The organism is Colwellia sp. SU-HH00943, from assembly GCF_057546125.1.
In genome coordinates this window covers 514247-532090 of the sequence record NZ_BAAJLW010000002.1, presented here as the reverse complement: position 1 = coordinate 532090, position 17844 = coordinate 514247, and the positions used below count along the sequence as shown (strand labels likewise).

15 protein-coding genes are annotated in these 17844 nt (G+C 37.5%); 6 read left to right on the top strand and 9 right to left on the bottom strand.

The window, feature by feature from the left end; all coding sequences use genetic code 11:
- Positions 1 to 8: 8 nt before the first annotated feature.
- From AC27GZ_RS07565 to AC27GZ_RS07555, 3 genes are all read right to left on the bottom strand, one after another.
- Positions 9 to 1055: a hypothetical protein gene (locus tag AC27GZ_RS07565; RefSeq protein WP_487094295.1), complete on the bottom strand. Its 1047-nt coding sequence runs from the start codon at positions 1053 to 1055 to the stop codon at positions 9 to 11.
- 77 nt (positions 1056 to 1132) lie between these two features.
- Positions 1133 to 2035 carry a hypothetical protein gene (locus tag AC27GZ_RS07560; protein WP_487094294.1) on the bottom strand — a complete coding sequence of 301 codons (903 nt, stop codon included), beginning with the start codon at positions 2033 to 2035 and terminating at the stop codon, positions 1133 to 1135.
- 8 nt (positions 2036 to 2043) lie between these two features.
- On the bottom strand, positions 2044 to 2733 hold the full coding sequence (locus tag AC27GZ_RS07555) for a hypothetical protein (RefSeq protein ID WP_487094293.1): 690 nt from the start codon (positions 2731 to 2733) through the stop codon (positions 2044 to 2046).
- 452 nt (positions 2734 to 3185) lie between these two features.
- Here AC27GZ_RS07555 and AC27GZ_RS07550 point away from each other — a divergent pair, with 452 nt between their 5' ends.
- Both AC27GZ_RS07550 and AC27GZ_RS07545 read left to right on the top strand, forming a co-directional pair.
- Positions 3186 to 3536 (top strand): DUF3718 domain-containing protein, encoded by a 351-nt coding sequence (locus AC27GZ_RS07550; RefSeq protein ID WP_487094292.1) that lies wholly within the window; start codon positions 3186 to 3188, stop codon positions 3534 to 3536.
- Between the two features lie 429 nt (positions 3537 to 3965).
- Positions 3966 to 5036, top strand: coding sequence for a patatin-like phospholipase family protein (locus AC27GZ_RS07545; protein ID WP_487094291.1), 1071 nt, complete (start codon positions 3966 to 3968; stop codon positions 5034 to 5036).
- Between the two features lie 125 nt (positions 5037 to 5161).
- Here the strand turns inward: AC27GZ_RS07545 and rpsO are convergent, their stop codons facing one another.
- The 6 genes from rpsO to rimP all read right to left on the bottom strand — a co-directional run bounded on the left by rpsO (position 5162) and on the right by rimP (position 11899).
- A complete protein-coding gene (rpsO, locus tag AC27GZ_RS07540; protein WP_487094290.1) occupies positions 5162 to 5431 on the bottom strand; it encodes a 30S ribosomal protein S15 in 270 nt (89 codons plus the stop codon).
- Positions 5432 to 5578: 147 nt separating this feature from the next.
- On the bottom strand, positions 5579 to 6526 hold the full coding sequence (truB, locus tag AC27GZ_RS07535; protein WP_487094289.1) for a tRNA pseudouridine(55) synthase TruB: 948 nt from the start codon (positions 6524 to 6526) through the stop codon (positions 5579 to 5581).
- Between the two features lie 3 nt (positions 6527 to 6529).
- Positions 6530 to 6934: a 30S ribosome-binding factor RbfA gene (gene rbfA, locus AC27GZ_RS07530; RefSeq protein WP_487094288.1), complete on the bottom strand. Its 405-nt coding sequence runs from the start codon at positions 6932 to 6934 to the stop codon at positions 6530 to 6532.
- A 205-nt stretch (positions 6935 to 7139) separates the two neighbouring features.
- Positions 7140 to 9818 carry a translation initiation factor IF-2 gene (infB, locus tag AC27GZ_RS07525; protein WP_487094287.1) on the bottom strand — a complete coding sequence of 893 codons (2679 nt, stop codon included), beginning with the start codon at positions 9816 to 9818 and terminating at the stop codon, positions 7140 to 7142.
- Positions 9819 to 9841: 23 nt separating this feature from the next.
- Positions 9842 to 11338 carry a transcription termination factor NusA gene (nusA, locus tag AC27GZ_RS07520; RefSeq protein WP_487094286.1) on the bottom strand — a complete coding sequence of 499 codons (1497 nt, stop codon included), beginning with the start codon at positions 11336 to 11338 and terminating at the stop codon, positions 9842 to 9844.
- Between the two features lie 105 nt (positions 11339 to 11443).
- Positions 11444 to 11899, bottom strand: coding sequence for a ribosome maturation factor RimP (gene rimP / locus AC27GZ_RS07515; RefSeq protein WP_487094285.1), 456 nt, complete (start codon positions 11897 to 11899; stop codon positions 11444 to 11446).
- Positions 11900 to 12515: 616 nt separating this feature from the next.
- On the opposite strand from rimP, the gene AC27GZ_RS07510 reads away from it, so the two are divergent.
- The 4 genes from AC27GZ_RS07510 to rsxC all read left to right on the top strand — a co-directional run bounded on the left by AC27GZ_RS07510 (position 12516) and on the right by rsxC (position 17843).
- Positions 12516 to 14348 (top strand): EAL domain-containing protein, encoded by a 1833-nt coding sequence (locus AC27GZ_RS07510; RefSeq protein WP_487094284.1) that lies wholly within the window; start codon positions 12516 to 12518, stop codon positions 14346 to 14348.
- A 179-nt stretch (positions 14349 to 14527) separates the two neighbouring features.
- Positions 14528 to 15109 (top strand): electron transport complex subunit RsxA, encoded by a 582-nt coding sequence (gene rsxA / locus AC27GZ_RS07505; RefSeq protein WP_487094283.1) that lies wholly within the window; start codon positions 14528 to 14530, stop codon positions 15107 to 15109.
- Between the two features lie 17 nt (positions 15110 to 15126).
- Positions 15127 to 15681: an electron transport complex subunit RsxB gene (gene rsxB / locus AC27GZ_RS07500; protein WP_487094540.1), complete on the top strand. Its 555-nt coding sequence runs from the start codon at positions 15127 to 15129 to the stop codon at positions 15679 to 15681.
- A gap of 8 nt (positions 15682 to 15689) precedes the next feature.
- The gene (gene rsxC / locus AC27GZ_RS07495) at positions 15690 to 17843 is read left to right on the top strand and encodes an electron transport complex subunit RsxC (RefSeq protein ID WP_487094282.1); all 2154 of its coding nucleotides are present in this window, start codon (positions 15690 to 15692) and stop codon (positions 17841 to 17843) included.
- The last annotated feature ends 1 nt before the right edge of the window (position 17844 follow it).

The window sequence follows — 17844 nt, the reverse complement described above, 5'->3', positions numbered from 1 at the left end:
TTAAGTATTTAATAAATAACTATTTCAGATAAGCCTACTCCATCCACACTCCCCCAATTTGAGCGAATAATTAATTTTAACCGCTTCGCTTTAATTGGGGCCATATCCACCATAAACTCTGATTGCGTATTAATCCAAGTCCCCGAATAAACACTTGTCCAGCCCCTAGTCCCTTTAGCGCGTCTATTCGATAAAATTTCGATATCCTTGGGAAACTGTGTTTTGTCTGCCAAGACATTCGTTAATTTTAAACCATTAACTTTTTGTATTCCTCCGCTAAAGCCTAGTAGTAATTCAACAGCGCCACCTGAAGGCTTAACAATCCAGGAAGTTTCAAGACTTCCATCATAAAGATGACTCACTTTATAGTTTGGCGAGATGGCAGGGTGACTCCATTCGTTAATATTGTAGGCGATACTGGCTACATCACTAGCGGTTTTACTAGCTGCATTTTCAGCTACTTTAGGTTTTGGCGAGAAATTTGAAGCAAAAAATGGTCTAACGGTTTCAACAGCTCTGTCAATTCTTAATAACTTGGCTTCGCCACTGTCAGCATCAACAGATTGCAATATGCCAATAGGTGTACCGTTAGCAAAAGCAACACTACCACTTAAACCTTTATACAAAGGTAAATCATCTGAGCTAGGTTTTATCGTGATATACACTAAACCCACATCAATAGTCACAACCGGTGTTACTGATTTAGAGCCATCAGCATTAATCGATGAAACCACTAAATTTGAAGATTCTTTTAACAGTTCATCAATACTATTAAAAGCAGATAATTGCGTTTTACACTCTTTTGTCGCAGCCCCAGTAACTAAAGCTATCGCTAAATCATAACCAAAGGTTTGTATGCGCTCAGCTTCCCCTAATGTTCTTAATGAAGTACCAGAAATAACATTAGCAAAAAACTCATCACCTAAGACATGAGCAGGAGTCACTAAATAACATAAATTCAAACGTTTAACTAAAAAACCTTGCCCTACTTCGCCTGAGTTTACATGTACTTGTGTCAATGAGGCAGCAAAACTACTACTTGATAAAATTAACAATGCAGCTCCAAAGTATTGTTTAAAAATTGTGAAACTGTAATAACGGGCTATTATTCCCTTAAAGCTGAACATATTTGTTAGTCTTCCTCAGTGGTACTTTGACGAATAAAAAAACGACTGAATAAATCAAAAAACTCCATTAATAAAAATAAAGTCGCAAAAAGCGTAGTCAACGCTGCTATGATTGGGTCTTTAGTTAGCCTCGGCCATTTAGAGGGGGTAATTTGATAACCCGCACTACCTAACCTTGAAACCGATAACACTTTACCAGCGCCATGAAGGGTAAAGTCAAAGGAATCTTTATCAGAAATTCGTACAAAACCTTTCATCATCACTAGCTCTGATAATTTGTTATCCTTGAATAAGGATAACCTGTCCCCTGCATCTAATGTGTAATCACCTGAAACATATCTTTTGTCACTAAAAAGTTGCTGTTCAATAATACGCACTTCACCTGACAACAATATATTTTCGACTCCTTGGCCAACATCTTCACCTATGTGTATTTCGCCATCAAAAGGCAATAAAAATGCGTGAGAGATTGGCAGTTTAATTTCAACATAATCTGAAAGTGATATTTCACCTGATGGTGTCTCTATGTAACCTACTTTCGCTTCATTATTGGTTAGGGTGATTAACAACTGTTTATCTTGACCAGTAACACCAATCACTGAAATACGTGCAACAGTAGATTTAGTAGGAAAATAATAACTATCTTCGGGTAACTGCTTGGCACCGTTGTTGTCAAAAAAACTATTAATATAGCTGGCACCTGTTAAGTTCCATTGATTTAACGTGTCAGGTGAGAACTTAATCGTTAATACTTCTGTTTCACCGGTTAAGCTAAAGATGTTATCTCTATCTGATAAAATGACATAAGCAATACACACAGACATGACGGCGAGAAAAAGTATCTTACTTTTGGAAAGTTTTTTCTTTTTTAAAATAAAAAATGCTTTAACTGATTTAGAAAGTGACAAAGTTTACCTCATGATTTAGTAAATAAAATATTAAATTTTACTGGCGGTAACATTCGCCCTGACTTTCGCCTCAGCACTGAAACTTCATTTTTCCCTGCATGCAAAGTATCGAGGTTGACCTTACATACAGTATCGTATGCGGTTCTTTTTCCTTGCTCAATTCTGTTGCATTTTTTTGATGTTTTTCGACCATCTTCATTACGAGCATTAAAAAAGACATCACTCCTTCCTGAGCTAACTAGAATCATCACTTCATTTGTTAGCGCCTTACCACGCGATGAAACCAGAACATTTTTCAACTTTCGCTCAGAGCACTTACCTTCAAAGGCTAGAATAGCTAATTCTTCTGAAGAAAATTGATTGATAACATTATGATATTTGGTCGGATATTCAGGTGAAATATTACCTTCAGCGGTATTGGCTACAATTTTATATTGATTGACAGAACGATAAGTCCCGTCTTTAGACTGCACTTTAAAACAAATAGCATCGCTTTCTATGATGGGCAGGTTAATTGTAAAATCACTTCGATCATCACTATTGAGTAATAAGCCAGCTATCACCCTACCACTAACGGGAACATTCGAGTTATAACTCTCAGTAAATGGGCTATCATCTAACACTAATTGATTAACATTTTCAGCATGTGCATAAAGCGCTGTAATTAACAAAAAACAACTGCTAATTAACTTTTTCATCCAATTCCCTTTCCACTTTAACTAAGCCAATTTAATTTTATTATAATTATCAAATAATAGTAATAAAAACAATAATTAAATATTATTTTGGCTTATTCTCCTCATGCTAAGTTAATCAATTCAAAGAATTAAAAGTTACCGTATTGGTAGTGTTTTACACCCTAAAAAACCAACTTTACCACCAGCACTTTCAACCTAACAACAAACATAGCCAATTTAACCACCCGTATAGTCTAATTAACCAATACATAGCCAAACAAACCATAAACCCAGTGCAAACATTAGGTCATCACATTCAACCAAAAACAAAATAATAATTTAAATATCAAATAGTTAGAAATAAAAACAAAAATGGCACAGCACTTGTAATAGTCAAATCACAATAAAGAACACAACGATTAACACAAGCGAAACAATTATTGTTTTGTAAACTACAACATTTGGAGAATACCATGACTACAATTAAAACAACTCTTATCGCATTAGCCGCAGCCCTTCCAGTATTAGCTTTTAGCTTACCAAGTCAGGCTGAGTCAATGACATATACTGAAACAGCATTAGTTGATGTATGTAAAGCAGCTAAAAGTAATAAAGTACTTAAATTGAGAAAAGTGATTGAGTCTTACCACTTAAAGGATAAAACAGTAGCATTAAAAGTTATGTGTAATGGTGATGATATTATCACTTTTGCAGAAAAAAATGGTGCTATAAAAACTGCCAATCAATTACACAATAGCCTTGGTGAGGTTAGTATCACAGATGTAGCCGTTGTTGATAAAGTAGCCGTCAATTTTACTGAATAAAAATTATTTATTCAGATAAAGATGAAGCATTCATTGGGTAACCTCGATAAATGCTTCATCTAATTTATGACAGCATTAAGCTTTCAAAATACCTCTCCTTAAATTTATCCTGAAAAACACCACCACAGTCACAGTCACAGTCACAGTCACAGTCGTTAAAATAAAATTCATTTCGTGTAAAATGACTTAACCATTTAATTTATTTTTTGCAGCATTTAAGCTTGCTGAACACTTTCTAAACCATAAAATTATACAAACTAAATCAACTTTGAATATTCAATGATTAATCCCTATTAACAGCTATGAATTTAAAATTTATAGATAATTTAAACGGCGCTAATGATCTTTCATTGCCATTGGTTGGCTTAATCCAATATTATATCCTGTAAAATCACTTAACTAATATTCAATAAGGTTACATCACCTATTATGCTCGACATTTATGCAGGGAAAACCGCCTTAAAAGCCATTCAAGAACAGGGTTTTAAACAAGAGCTGTTCACCAACTTTTTAGGTGCTAGCGGCGGGCCAAAATGGTTTACTTTATTTGGCTTAGATAAATATCTTTTTGGTGATTTTTTTAAAGGTCGCTCTAGTGAGTTAAACATTATTGGCTCAAGTGCCGGTGCCTTTCGTGCCGCTTGCTTTGCACAAAATGATCCCGTTGCCGCTATTACACGTTTAGCAGATAAGTATGCGCGTATTACCTACAATGAGAAGCCTAAGGCTGAAGAAATATCGCAATCTGCAAGTGATATGCTGGTTCACCTTTTTGGCAAAAACGGTGTCAATGAGGTATTAAATAATACCGTTTTTAAAGCACATTTTATTGTGACTAAGTGCAAAGGCCTCACCTGTGTTGAAAATAAACTTGTTCAAGGTCTTGGGTTACTTACTAGCATATTACTTAATAAAGTCGATCGTAGGTTACTTAGCTTCCAATATGAGCGTTATCTTTATAGGCCGTCATCCAGTACGCTCAGCATAAACGACCCCTATCACTTCACTAGCCATTATATAGATTTTACCAAAGAGAATATTGAAGACTCTCTACTCGCTTCAGGTTCAATTCCTATGGTGATGTCAGGAATAACTAATATTGCTAATTCCCCTAAAGGTACATACCGTGACGGCGGAATTATTGATTACCACTTTGATTTTGCTTTAACAAATAAAGCCAACCCAAATAAGGCTCCGGCATTAACCCTATACCCTCATTTTAATGCTGAGCCCAAAGCTGGCTGGTTTGACAAAAACTCTTCTCGGCAAGTATTAGCAAAAAATTATGATAATACTGTGCTAATAGTACCCTCTGAAAAGTTTATAAACTCATTACCTTATAATAAGATCCCTGATCGTAATGACTTTAAAAACTTAAATGCTGATGAACGTTTAACATATTGGTTAACCGTGTTACGTGAAACCGACAGATTAGCCGATGAATTTAATGAATTTTTAATAAAGCAGGAGATAGAAAAGATCAAAGCCTTCATGCTTTAATACAGACTGGTATAAGAATTTGTTCAATTCAGCGCTGAAACAAGAAAGTTAAACAAGCTAAAAACAAAAAAGGAGCCTAAGGCTCCTTTTAAATATTCATTTTATTTCATTCATTAACTAAATGATTAACGACGTAGACCTAGCTTACCGATTAAAGCAGAGTAACGTTCAGTGTTCTTACCTTTTAAGTAGTCAAGTAACTTACGACGTTGAGCAACCATACGTAATAAACCACGACGTGAGTGGTGATCATGGATGTGTGCTTTGAAGTGACCTTGTAAGTGGTTGATTTGTGAAGTTAACAAAGCAACTTGTACTTCTGGTGAACCTGTGTCACCTTCTTTTTGAGCGTATTCAGCAACAATTGCTGCTTTTTCAGTAGCGTTTAAAGACATTATAAATCCTTAGTGTAAAATACTCTTATCAACATGATAAAGAGTTAAAATAACTACCTAAGCCAAACACTAATTCAGCCGAGGTAACGAAAGAGCGCGTATTCTATCAGCCCGCAGACAAAATGCAACTAAAATACCTTGAAAAGACTAAATAACAACAATACGTTTAGGGGCAACTTGACCATCATCATTGATCACGCCAACACCAATAAACTCAGCAGCTTTGTCAGTTTCATCTTCACCAATATATACTTGAACACTACCTTCGGCTGGTGCTCTATAGGCTTGCACCGGGTTTCCATGACGTAAATAGTTCGCTGACATATCGTCAATATACACAGCCGGCATACCATCCACAGCCGTTTGCATGGGTAATAACAAAGGATCTAAAACGGTTGAAGGAGTTACCTCTTCTGTTTTAGCTTTTTCTAAGAGTGCTTCAAGCTCATCTAGAGTAACCATTTTATCAACAGGATAATTACCTACCGCAGTTCGTCTAAGCATTGCAACATGAGCGCCACAACCCAGTAATTCCCCTAAGTCATCAATAATAGTTCGAATGTACGTACCTTTTGAAACATGAATATTGAGCTCTACTTCATCTTGTTCAAAGCGTAACAAGTCTAAAGAAAACACCGTGATTTCACGTGCTTCACGAGGAACTTCTATCCCTTCTCTAGCATACTTGTATAAAGGCTGACCTTGATACTTTAATGCCGAATACATAGAGGGAACTTGTTTGGTTGTACCTCGAAAGCTATCAAGTGCTGTGGCTAATTGCTCATCAGTAACTGATACTGGCTTTTCGCTAACAATTTCACCGTCGGCATCACTCGTAGTAGTACGAACGCCAAGCTTAGCAATCACTTGGTAGGTTTTATCAGTATCAAGTAAAAACTGAGAGAACTTAGTTCCTTCTCCTAAGCATATAGGTAACATGCCCGTAGCAAGTGGATCTAAAGCACCTGTATGCCCAGCCTTTTGAGCAAAGTAAATTCGCTTTACTGCTTGTAGTGCATGATTAGAGGACATGTCATAAGGTTTATCTAATAATAAAACGCCGTTAATTGCACGACCTTTCCTACGTTTAGCCATGACTTATTCACTCTTCTCGCTATCATTAACATCTGTCTCTGTTTGACTTGGCTTGTCACTAGCAACAGCTTGATCGACTAATGAGCTCATTCGAACCCCTTCAACCATAGATTTATCATACACAAAACGTAAATGCGGTATGATGCGAGCACGTAACTGTTTTCCTAATAAAGAGCGAATATAGCCTTCTGCTTCAGTTAATACTTCTAAAGACGCTTTTATTTCTTCTTCTTTATCACTAAAGAAAGTCACAAATACTTTTGCATAAGCTAAATCTCGTGTGACTTCTACCGCAGAAACTGTTGTCATACTTAAACGCGGATCTTTAATTTCACGCATTAAAATAACTGCGATTTCTTTTTGGATTTGCTGACCTACTCGGTCAGTACGGGCATATTCTCTAGCCATCGTATACTCCTGGAAAACTGTTTTTAAAAACAACAGCTTTCTTTAAAATTATTAATGAATAACGCAAAAGGGGCATAAGCCCCTTTTGTATTTAACTGTTAGCTCGAAGCTAGTCGATTCAAATACAAGTCGGATGCACAAAGTTGACGTTAGTCAATGAGTACATCCAACGCAGTAATTGAGTCTACTAGCAATGAGATGATAGTTATAATGAACGTTTAACTTCTACCGTCTCGAAGACTTCAATTTGGTCGCCAACACGAACATCATTATAGTTCTTAACACCGATACCACACTCAGTACCGTTTCGAACTTCTTGAACATCATCTTTAAAGCGACGTAGTGATTCTAATTCACCTTCGTAAATAACTACGTTATCACGTAGAACACGAATTGGCGCACTACGTTTAATAGTACCTTCAGTAACCATACAACCAGCAATAGCACCAATCTTAGGCGACTTAAATACATCACGAACTTCAGCAAGACCAATGATTTCTTGTTTGAATTCAGGTGCAAGCATACCGCTCATTGCTTGTTTAACTTCATCAATTAACGCATAGATAACGCTGTAATAACGTAAATCAATGCTTTCTGTTTCAATAACTTTACGAGCAGCAGCATCAGCACGAACATTGAAACCAACAACAATAGCATTTGAAGCAGCAGCTAATGTCGCATCTGTTTCAGTGATACCACCTACGCCAGAGCCAACAATTTTCACTTTAACTTCATCAGTTGATAGCTTCAATAATGAGTCAGAGATTGCTTCAAGTGAGCCTTGAACATCTGATTTAAGTACAACATTAACTTCGCTAACTTCACCTTCTGCCATGTTAGAGAACATGTTTTCAAGTTTAGATTTTTGCTGACGAGCAAGTTTCACATCACGGAACTTGCCTTGACGATATAAAGCAACTTCACGTGCTTTCTTCTCATCTTTAACAACAGTCGCTTCATCACCCGACTGTGGCACACCACTTAAGCCTAAAATTTCAACCGGAATTGATGGACCTGCAGATTGCACAGATTTGCCATTTTCATCACGCATCGCACGAACACGACCGTACTCTAAACCACAAAGTACTATATCACCTTGATTTAAGGTACCTTCTTGAACTAATACTGTTGCTACTGGACCACGACCTTTATCAAGTTTTGATTCAACCACAACACCACTTGCCATTTTATCTACAACCGCTGAAAGCTCTAATACTTCAGATTGTAATAAAATTGAATCAAGTAATTCATCAATACCTAAACCAGTTTTTGCTGATACATGACAGAACTGAACATCACCACCCCAGTCTTCTGGGATTACATCGTGTTGAGATAATTCTGTTTTAACACGATCTGGATCAGCCGTTTCTTTATCCATTTTGTTAACAGCGATAATAATAGGCGCATCTGATGCCTTAGCATGCTGAATAGCTTCTATTGTTTGCGGCATAACACCGTCATCAGCTGCAACAACAATAATAACGATATCTGTTGCTTTAGCACCACGTGAACGCATTGCAGTAAACGCTGCGTGACCTGGAGTATCTAAGAATGTGATCATTCCATGGCCAGTTTCTACGTGATATGCGCCAATATGCTGAGTAATACCACCGGCTTCGCCATCGGCCACTTTGGCTTCACGAATGTGATCAAGTAATGATGTTTTACCGTGGTCAACGTGACCCATGATAGTCACTACTGGTGCACGTGTAATAGCATCACCTGCATCACCGCGATCCGCTAATACAGCCTCTTCAAGCGCATTTTCTTTTACCAATACCACATTAAAGCCCATTTCTTCAGCAACTAAAGCTGCAGTTTCTTGGTCTATTACTTGGTTGATAGTTGCCATCGCACCCATTTTAAACATAGCTTTAACAACTTCAGCGCCTTTCTTAGCCATTTTATTCGCTAATTCAGCAACAGAGATGGTTTCACCAATACGAATATCTTGTACTTTAGTTTCGACAGGTTTAGTAAAACCATGCTTTAAACTTTGTGGAGCAGACAGGGTAGCTTTACGACCTTTACCTGGACGAGCACCTTTAGCCGCTTTATCTTGAGCACCTTTTTTCTTACGACGACGTCGACCAGCACCTTCTTCAGCTTCATCAACTTTATCTTCAGCTTCTTGAGCATATTTTGAAGAAGTTACATGTACTACTTCTTTCTCTTTTGCTTTACGCTCTTCTTCTTGTGCTTTCCAGCGTGCTTCATTTTCTTCAGCTAATTTTCTCGCTGCTTCAGCCGCTTCTTTCGCTTCAGCTTCAATTTTTGCTGCTGCTTCTTTCTCTTGTGCTATTCGAAGTTGTTTCGCTTCTTCAGTTTCTTCAATTTTAACAACTGGTGCTTTGTCAGCATTTTTAGCTTTTTCAGCAGCTGCCTGTTTCGCTTTTTCAGCTGCTTCTGCTTTTGCTGCAGCTTTACGCTCTGCTTCAGCTTCTGCTTTTGCTGCGGCTGCAGCACGTGCATTTTCAGCTTCTTTTGCTGCTAATTCAGCTTTAGCTTTTGCTTCAGCTTCTGCTTTTTCTTTTGCTTCAGCTTCTGCTTTGGCAGCGGCTTCAGCAATTTGTTTTTCTTCTAATTCACTACGCTTAACATAAGTACGCTTTTTACGTACTTCAACATTAACAGACTTAGCTTTTGCGCCATGGCCCATGGTTAAGGTTGATTTAGTTTTGCGGTTTAGCGTAAGTTTATTAGGTTTAGCCGCAGAGTCATCGCCATGCTGTTTTTTCAAATATCCCAATAAAGATTCTTTTTCGTCTTGCGAAATAGAATCTGTTGCCGATTTTTTCACGCCTGAATCAGCCAACTGGCTCACTAAACGCTCCACCGGTGTGCCAATTTCTTTGGCAAGTTCTGCTACAGTTATATCTGCCATTTACACTATTCTCCCGGTGTTAATTATTCTTCGTTGAACCAACATATGTTACGTGCAGCCATTATTAGCTCACCCGCTCTGGTTTCATCTAATTCTTCAATATCACTAATTTCATCAATGCCTTGTTCAGCTAAATCTTCTAGTGTACAAACACCACGACTTGCTAAAACAAAGGCTAAGTGACGCTCTAAACCGTCAAGCGCTAATAAATCCTCAGCTGGCTCTGCACCTTCTAAAGTTTCTTCACTTGCTAATGCTTGTGTGGTTAATGCTTCTTTAGCTCGGTCACGTAGTTCTTCAACAATCTCTTCGTTTAAGCCGTCTATTTCTAACATTTCAGCAACTGGGACATAGGCAATTTCTTCTAAAGAAGTAAAGCCTTCTTCAGCTAACAAGGTTGCAAAGTCTTCATCTAAATCTAACTTATCGATAAATAAGTTCAGAACTTTATCATTTTCAGCTTGATGCTTTTCTTTCATGTCAGCGACTGTCATTACGTTTAATTCCCAGCCAGTTAATTGGCTTGCTAAACGTATGTTTTGACCACTGCGACCAATAGCCATTGCTAAGTTACTTTCTTCAACCGCAATATCCATTGTGCCCTTGTCTTCATCAACAATGATTGAAGCAACTTCAGCAGGCGCCATAGCATTGATAACATATTGAGCTACATTGTCATCATATAACACGATATCTACACGTTCACCGCCTAATTCACCTGATACTGCTTGGACACGTGAACCACGCATACCTACGCAAGCACCAACTGGATCTATACGCTTATCATTACTTTTAACTGCAATTTTTGCACGAGAACCAGGATCTCGAGCAGCGCTCTTGATTTCTAGCATTTCTTCGCCAATCTCTGGCACTTCAACACGGAAAAGCTCAACTAACATTTCTGGTTTAGTACGACTAACAAATAATTGTGCGCCACGTGCTTCTGGTTTAATTTCATATAACAAACCACGCACTCTGTCACCTGGGCGGAAACTTTCACGTGGTAGCATGTCATCACGGTAAATAATCGCTTCAGCGTTGTTACCTAAATCTAAAATAACACTTTCGCGGCTGGCTTTTTTCACAACACCAGTAACAAGCTCACCGACTTGCTCTTGATATGCTTCAACAACTAACGCGCGCTCTGCTTCGCGAATTTTTTGTACTATAACTTGCTTGGCCGTTTGTGTAGTTACGCGATCAAATTTCACAGATTCAATTTGATCTTCAACATATTCACCCACTTGAATTTCTGGATTGTCATATTGTGCTGCGGCTAAACCAATTTCAGCATAAGGGTTTTCTATAGTTTCTTCAGTGTCCTCAACAACTAACCAGCGACGGAAAGTATCAAACTCACCTGAAATGCGATCAATGCATACTCGTACAGCAATATCACCTTCATACTTCTTTTTAGTTGCTGTTTCTAAAGCTGTTTCCATTGCTTCAAAAATGTTCTCTCTAGGTAATGCTTTTTCATTCGATACTGCATCAACAACCAGTAATATCTCTTTACTCATGTCTTTTTAGCCCTAATGTTTGGATAACTACATAACGAGTATGTAAAGTTACTTTTATTAAACTTAATTCGTTGTGTTCTACTTACAATGATTTTTAATTTTTTGTTAAAATTTTGCGACAAGGTTTGCTTTGTCGACGTTATTAATAACAAGCTCATAGTCAATGCCATCAACTTCAATAATTAATGTATCTTGCTCTATCGCTGTTAAGGTACCTTTAAATTTTCTACGGCCATTTAATGGCATTGATAATCTTACATTCACTGTTTCACCAATTACTTGCTGAAAATGTGATAATTCAAATAAAGGTCGATCTACACCCGGTGAAGATACTTCTAAATTGTATTCACTGCTGATTGGATCTTCTACATCCAAAATAGCACCTACTTGACGACTTACTTCTGCACAATCATCAACATTAATGCCATCCTCATGATCTATAAACAAACGTAAAATGGAATTATTTCCAGCGCTAATAAATTCAACACCTAATAATTCTTTACCTGTTTCTTCCACAGCTGGACGAAGCATATCAGTTAATTTTTGTTCAAATTTAGCCAATCGTTTTTCCTCTTAATTTAAAATGCAACACGATAGAGTTTGTGTAATTTATTCTGAAAACAAATTTCAGAAACAAAAAAAGGGCATAAAGCCCAGCGTTTTTTTGTTATGTTCATGTATTAAACTTACAGAAAGTTCTGAAGTCTAATAAACAAAAAAGCCCCATAGCGGGGCCTATATCACTGACCCCAATACCTTTAATTAAACTCTAAAAGTATTTATAGTAAGAATAATATTCAACTATCTAGACAGCTGGATATCTCAGTGACATCTTACTATGTTAGCTAAGGACCAAAAAGGTCCGTTAAAGCTGGGCGAATTATATAGCGACAAAGCAGCAAGCGCAAGTTTGTTCTAGAATAAATAATGAAATTTAATTACCAAATGGTGCAAAAAATTAACTTATGCTTTACAATTAGTTAGAATAGCTTAAACAATCGTGCTATAACGCTTATTCATATAACTAACGACTACTTCTAATTATTCAGTTTAGTTAATGTTAACAGCGAGATTTTTTGCGGAGTAATTTAACTTAATTATGTACACTTTTCCCCAACTTTTATTAAGAAATTCAGTGCTGGCGCTGATATTTATAATTACGCTCAGCCTATTTTCTATGTTACTTCTATCTTCACTTTTAGAAGATAAAAGTCTGCAACATAAGCAGGCCATTACTGCATTAACTCAAGAGCTAACCGTTACAAATGAGCAACAAGATGCAAACCTAGTGGCTAACATATTAAAAAAAGCCTCAGTTTATAATTCGTTAATTATTACTAACCAAGCAGGTAAAACGCTTAGTAATTATACAAATAACAATGCTGGTCTATCTGTTCCTTTTACATCACCTTCTCAGAAACAAACTAGCCTCAGTTCGCTAAATCTACAGGTCAGCTACCAACTTAACTTTGCTGGCGAATCCTCATTGTTATTAACCATTATTTTCATTGCCATCCTTTTAGTTTTTGCCTTAGTCTTTTTTGCAGCGGCTATGAGTACCAAGCGACACAAAGCTGTGTTTAATGTCATAAGCCAACAAATAAAGCAAGATTTAGCATTAGTTAATCATACAAATCTTCCCAAAAATGAAGAGCTTGAAAACGATAGCGATATTTTAGAAATTCCTGAATTGAAAAAAGGGATTGCTGATATTAAACAATTAATGACGCAACAGTTAGAAGGTGCTATTCACCTTGAAAAAGAAGCCTATATTGATCATTTAACCCAGTTAGATAATCGTGGTCGTTTTGTGCAGTTTTATGAGAATCAAATAGTACAAGATAGCCCAATAAAATTTGGTGTATTAATTATTACTCGTTGCTCTGAATTACAAACGATTAACCAAATTCACGGCTATAAAGAAGGCGACAACTACATTTCGAAAGTTGCAGACATCATCAGTAAATCTATTAGCACTTATGTTGACGCACGCGTATTTAGATTAAATAGCTCAGACTTTGCTTGCATAATACCCAATGTAAAATTAGCTGAAGCTGAGAAATTTGCTAAAGAGTTGACTTCACAGTTTAATGAGTTTCAGCAAGCGTCTGATTTAGACTCTGTAGCTTACTCTGGCCTAGTCCCCTTTGATAAATCAAATCCACTAGGTGAGTTACTTGCATTAGCAGATACAGGGGTGAGTGTTGCTCAAACGCAAAATACTAATTCATGGTACTCACAAAAAGACACCGATATATTACAAAAAAATAGCGCGGGTTATGGTAACCAAAATTGGCGTCAAGAAATAGATAGCGTGCTTGAAAATCAGCGTGTCACTCTACTTCTACAACCTATTCACCCAAGTGGTAGAAATAGCAAAGTGTATGGTGAAGTATTAGCCCGTTTTCTTAACTCAAATGATGAAATGTTACCAACGGCTTCGTTTATCGCTATGGCTGAAAAGTTAGATAAAATTATTGCTGTTGATAAACTAATTATTGAAACCACGATAAAAGAAATCATTAATAAGAACATGTTAGATCAGAGCTTTGGTATTAATATTAGTGCTCGTAGTATTAGTGATGAACATTTTATGATTTGGTTAGAGCGTAAACTTTTACGTGAGCCTCAAGTAGCACCACGCTTAATTTTTGAAATAACTGAATATGGCTTACAACAAAATATCAAAACCAGTAAACGACTTATTGATATGCTACACCGTGTTGGTTCTCGTGTTACGGTAGAGCGCTTTGGTGTTGGTTTAACCTCATTTAAGTTTTTCAGAGATTTAACTCCTGACTATATCAAAATGGATAGCTCATATACGCGAGATATTGATGATGATAAAAACAATCAATACTTCTTACGCTTAATGGTTGATTTAGCACATAGGCTTAGCATCAATGTGTTAGCAGAAAGTGTTGAAACTCAAGAAGAAAAACACACACTTGAAAAGTTGTTTATTGATGGTTGCCAAGGGTTTTATATCGGAAAACCAATTTCATTCTAATTAAACTTTTTTACTGTATTTTTACTAAAAACCAAGCCTATTTTAATTGCTTGGTTTTTTTTCATCTTAATTTATCCCAAAAACTAATACCCCTACTATTACTAGTATTGTTATATGTAATAAAAAAAAGGATAATACCAACAAGTTCACAATAAATAACATCCTGACTTGCAACGCAAATGACCGATTACATTCTGCTGCTTATTGGCACAGTGCTAGTAAATAACTTTGTCTTAGTACAATTCCTTGGCTTATGTCCATTTATGGGAGTTTCTTCTCGTACTGAAACAGCTATAGGAATGTCATTTGCAACCACGTTTGTCATGACGCTGGCATCCCTGCTAAGTTATTTAGTCACAAACTATATTTTAGCGCCGCTAAACCTTGAATATTTAACAACCATGAGTTTTATTCTGGTAATCGCGGTCGTTGTGCAATTTACAGAAATGGTGGTGCACAAAACCAGTAGCAACCTCTATCGCTTACTCGGCATATTTTTACCTCTCATCACTACCAATTGTGCTGTATTAGGCGTAGCACTACTTAATTTAAGATTACAGCACAACTTTTTTGAATCTATTATTTATGGTTTTGGTGCAGCCGCTGGCTTTTCATTAGTGTTAGTAATGTTTTCTGCTATGCGAGAAAAGCTTGCCAATGCCGATGTTCCGACTCCATTTAAGGGTGCCGCAATAGCAATGATTACCGCGGGTTTAATGTCATTAGCCTTTATGGGCTTTACTGGCTTAATTAAGCTTTAGGTATAACTAACTCTATGATAAATATTTTAATTGCCATCCTTGTTCTAGGTATTATCGCCGCTATTTTCGGCGCCTTGTTAGGTTATGCTTCAGTAAAGTTTCATGTTGATGGTGATCCTATTGTTGAGCAACTTGATGCTTTACTTCCTCAAACTCAGTGTGGTCAATGTGGTTACCCAGGGTGTAAACCCTATGCTGAAGCCGTTGCTAATGGTGAAGCCATCAATAAATGTGCTCCTGGTGGTGAAGATACCATAAAGAAAATTGCTGATTTAATGGGCGTTGAAGTACAACCATTAGATGAAAGTCATGAACATGATGCACAACCCACGGTTGCTTACATCATTGAAGAAGACTGCATTGGCTGTACTAAATGTATTCAAGCCTGTCCTGTAGATGCCATATTAGGCGCAGCAAAACAAATGCACACTGTCATTGTAGATGAATGTACAGGATGTGATTTATGTGTTGCTCCTTGCCCCGTAGACTGCATTGAAATGCGCCCTATTCCTGAAACCATTCAAAATTGGCAGTGGGATTTAAACAAAATTGCTGTTAAGCAGCTAGATTAGAGGGCCCGATGGAATCTATTATTGAACGCTTAACACAAGGCAAAGTCTGGGATTTTCATGGCGGAATACATCCGCCTGAGCAAAAAGCCATCACCAATGATAAACCAATTAGACAACTGCCTATACCAAAGCAGCTCATTCTCCCGTTACAACAGCATATTGGCCGTCAAGGTGATTTACTGGTAAAGGTTGGTGATAAAGTCCTAAAAGGCCAAGCATTAACACAAAGTTCAAATCCTATGGCTGTGCCAGTACATGCACCAACCAGTGGGGTTATCACCGCCATTAAAAAATCTGTTATTGCTCACCCCTCAGGGATGAGTGATTTATGTTTATTCATGGATACTGATGGCGAAGATACATGGCGCCCACGGGAAATTTGTCAAGACTTCACTCAACTTAGCCAACAACAAATTATCAGTAAAGTTGCTAATGCTGGAATCTCTGGTATGGGCGGCGCGGGCTTCCCTACTCATATAAAAATTAACACAAAACCTGATATAAACTTCTTAATCATCAATGCTGCTGAATGTGAACCTTATATAACGTCTGATGATTTATTAATGCGTGAACACAGTACAGCTATTGTTGATGGTATAAAGATACTTGATCATGTACTTAACCCAGCATTTATACTAATTGGTATTGAAGATAATAAACCTGAAGCTATCAAAGCACTTCAACAAGCAACAGCTGAAATTGAAAAAGTTAAAGTTTGTATTATCCCAACCAAATACCCAAGTGGCGGTGAAAAACAATTAATAAAACTGTTAACGGGTAAAGAAGTCAACAGTGGTAGCTTACCTATCAGTGCCGGCATTGTCGTTCAAAATGTTGCGACTTGTTTTGCAATAAGTGACGCTGTAATTAACGACACTCCCTTAATTCGTCGTGTGGTAACACTTACCGGCCAAGCTTTAGCAAAACCGCAAAACGTTTGGGCATTATTAGGCACTCCTGTTAGTTACTTATTAGAGCAAACTGGCTTTAGTTATGATAGCAATGCTCCTTTTGAGCATGACACGAAATTAACTACCCCACCGGTGATCATGGGTGGGCCTATGATGGGCTTTAGTATTTTAAACGAACAAGTTCCCATTGTTAAAACAAGCAACTGTATTTTAGCGCCTAGCATAAAAGAAATGCCAAGCGCTTTTGACAACAACAGTAATGAAGTTGAATGTATTCGCTGTGGTCAATGTGCTGATGTATGCCCAAGTCAATTACTGCCGCAAGAATTACAATGGAGTGCAAAAGCAAAAGATCATCAACAGTTAATGACACTTAATTTATTTGACTGCATCGACTGTGGCGCTTGTGCGTATGTTTGTCCAAGTCAAATCCCATTAGTGCAATATTATCGAGTTGCGAAAGCTGAAATTCGCCAGCAACAGCAAGCAGATATCAAAGCAGAAAAAGCTAAAGAGCGCTTTGAAGCTAGAAAACTACGTTTAGAACGTGAAAAGATAGCGCGTGAAGAAAAGCACAGAAAAGCTGCAGCTGCACGTAAAGCAGCCATGAATAAAAAAACTCCCGAAGCCGGTGCAGCAAAATCTGCTGTGGCTGCCGCTTTAGCACGTGTAAAAGCCAAAAAAGCAGCAAAAAATGCCAACGATGAATCCACATCCATTAATCAAGTAGACGCAACCGCAAGTGCTCAAGATACCGGTACGGATGAAAATAGTGAAAAGTCACAAGTAAAAGCGGCTATTGCCAGAGCAAAAGCAAAACGATTAGCTAAAAATAAAAATACAGCACCTAAAGCAGAACAAAGCAAAGAGATGAGTGCAGACGCAACTGACGAAACGAAGCAAACCACATTAACTCAAGAAAGCGCACCTGATAAAGCGGAAGCACCTCAACTAGCTAAAATTGAAAGCACAGCTGCTGGTGAGAAAAAAGCCAAAATAGCGGCGGCCATCGCCAAGGCTAAAGAAAAAGCACAAGCAAAAAAACAGCAGTCTCAAAAAAAGGCTGATACTGCAGATACAAGTGAAAAAACAACTACAGCGAAATCAGATGAGAAAAAAGCCAAAATAGCTGCAGCAGTTGCCAAAGCTAAGGCCAAGGCAGAAGCCAAAGCGAATGCTAAATTAGCCGAGCAATCGTTAGCTAACACCTCACAGGCATCAACCAAAAACAACAATGAAGAAATAAACTAGT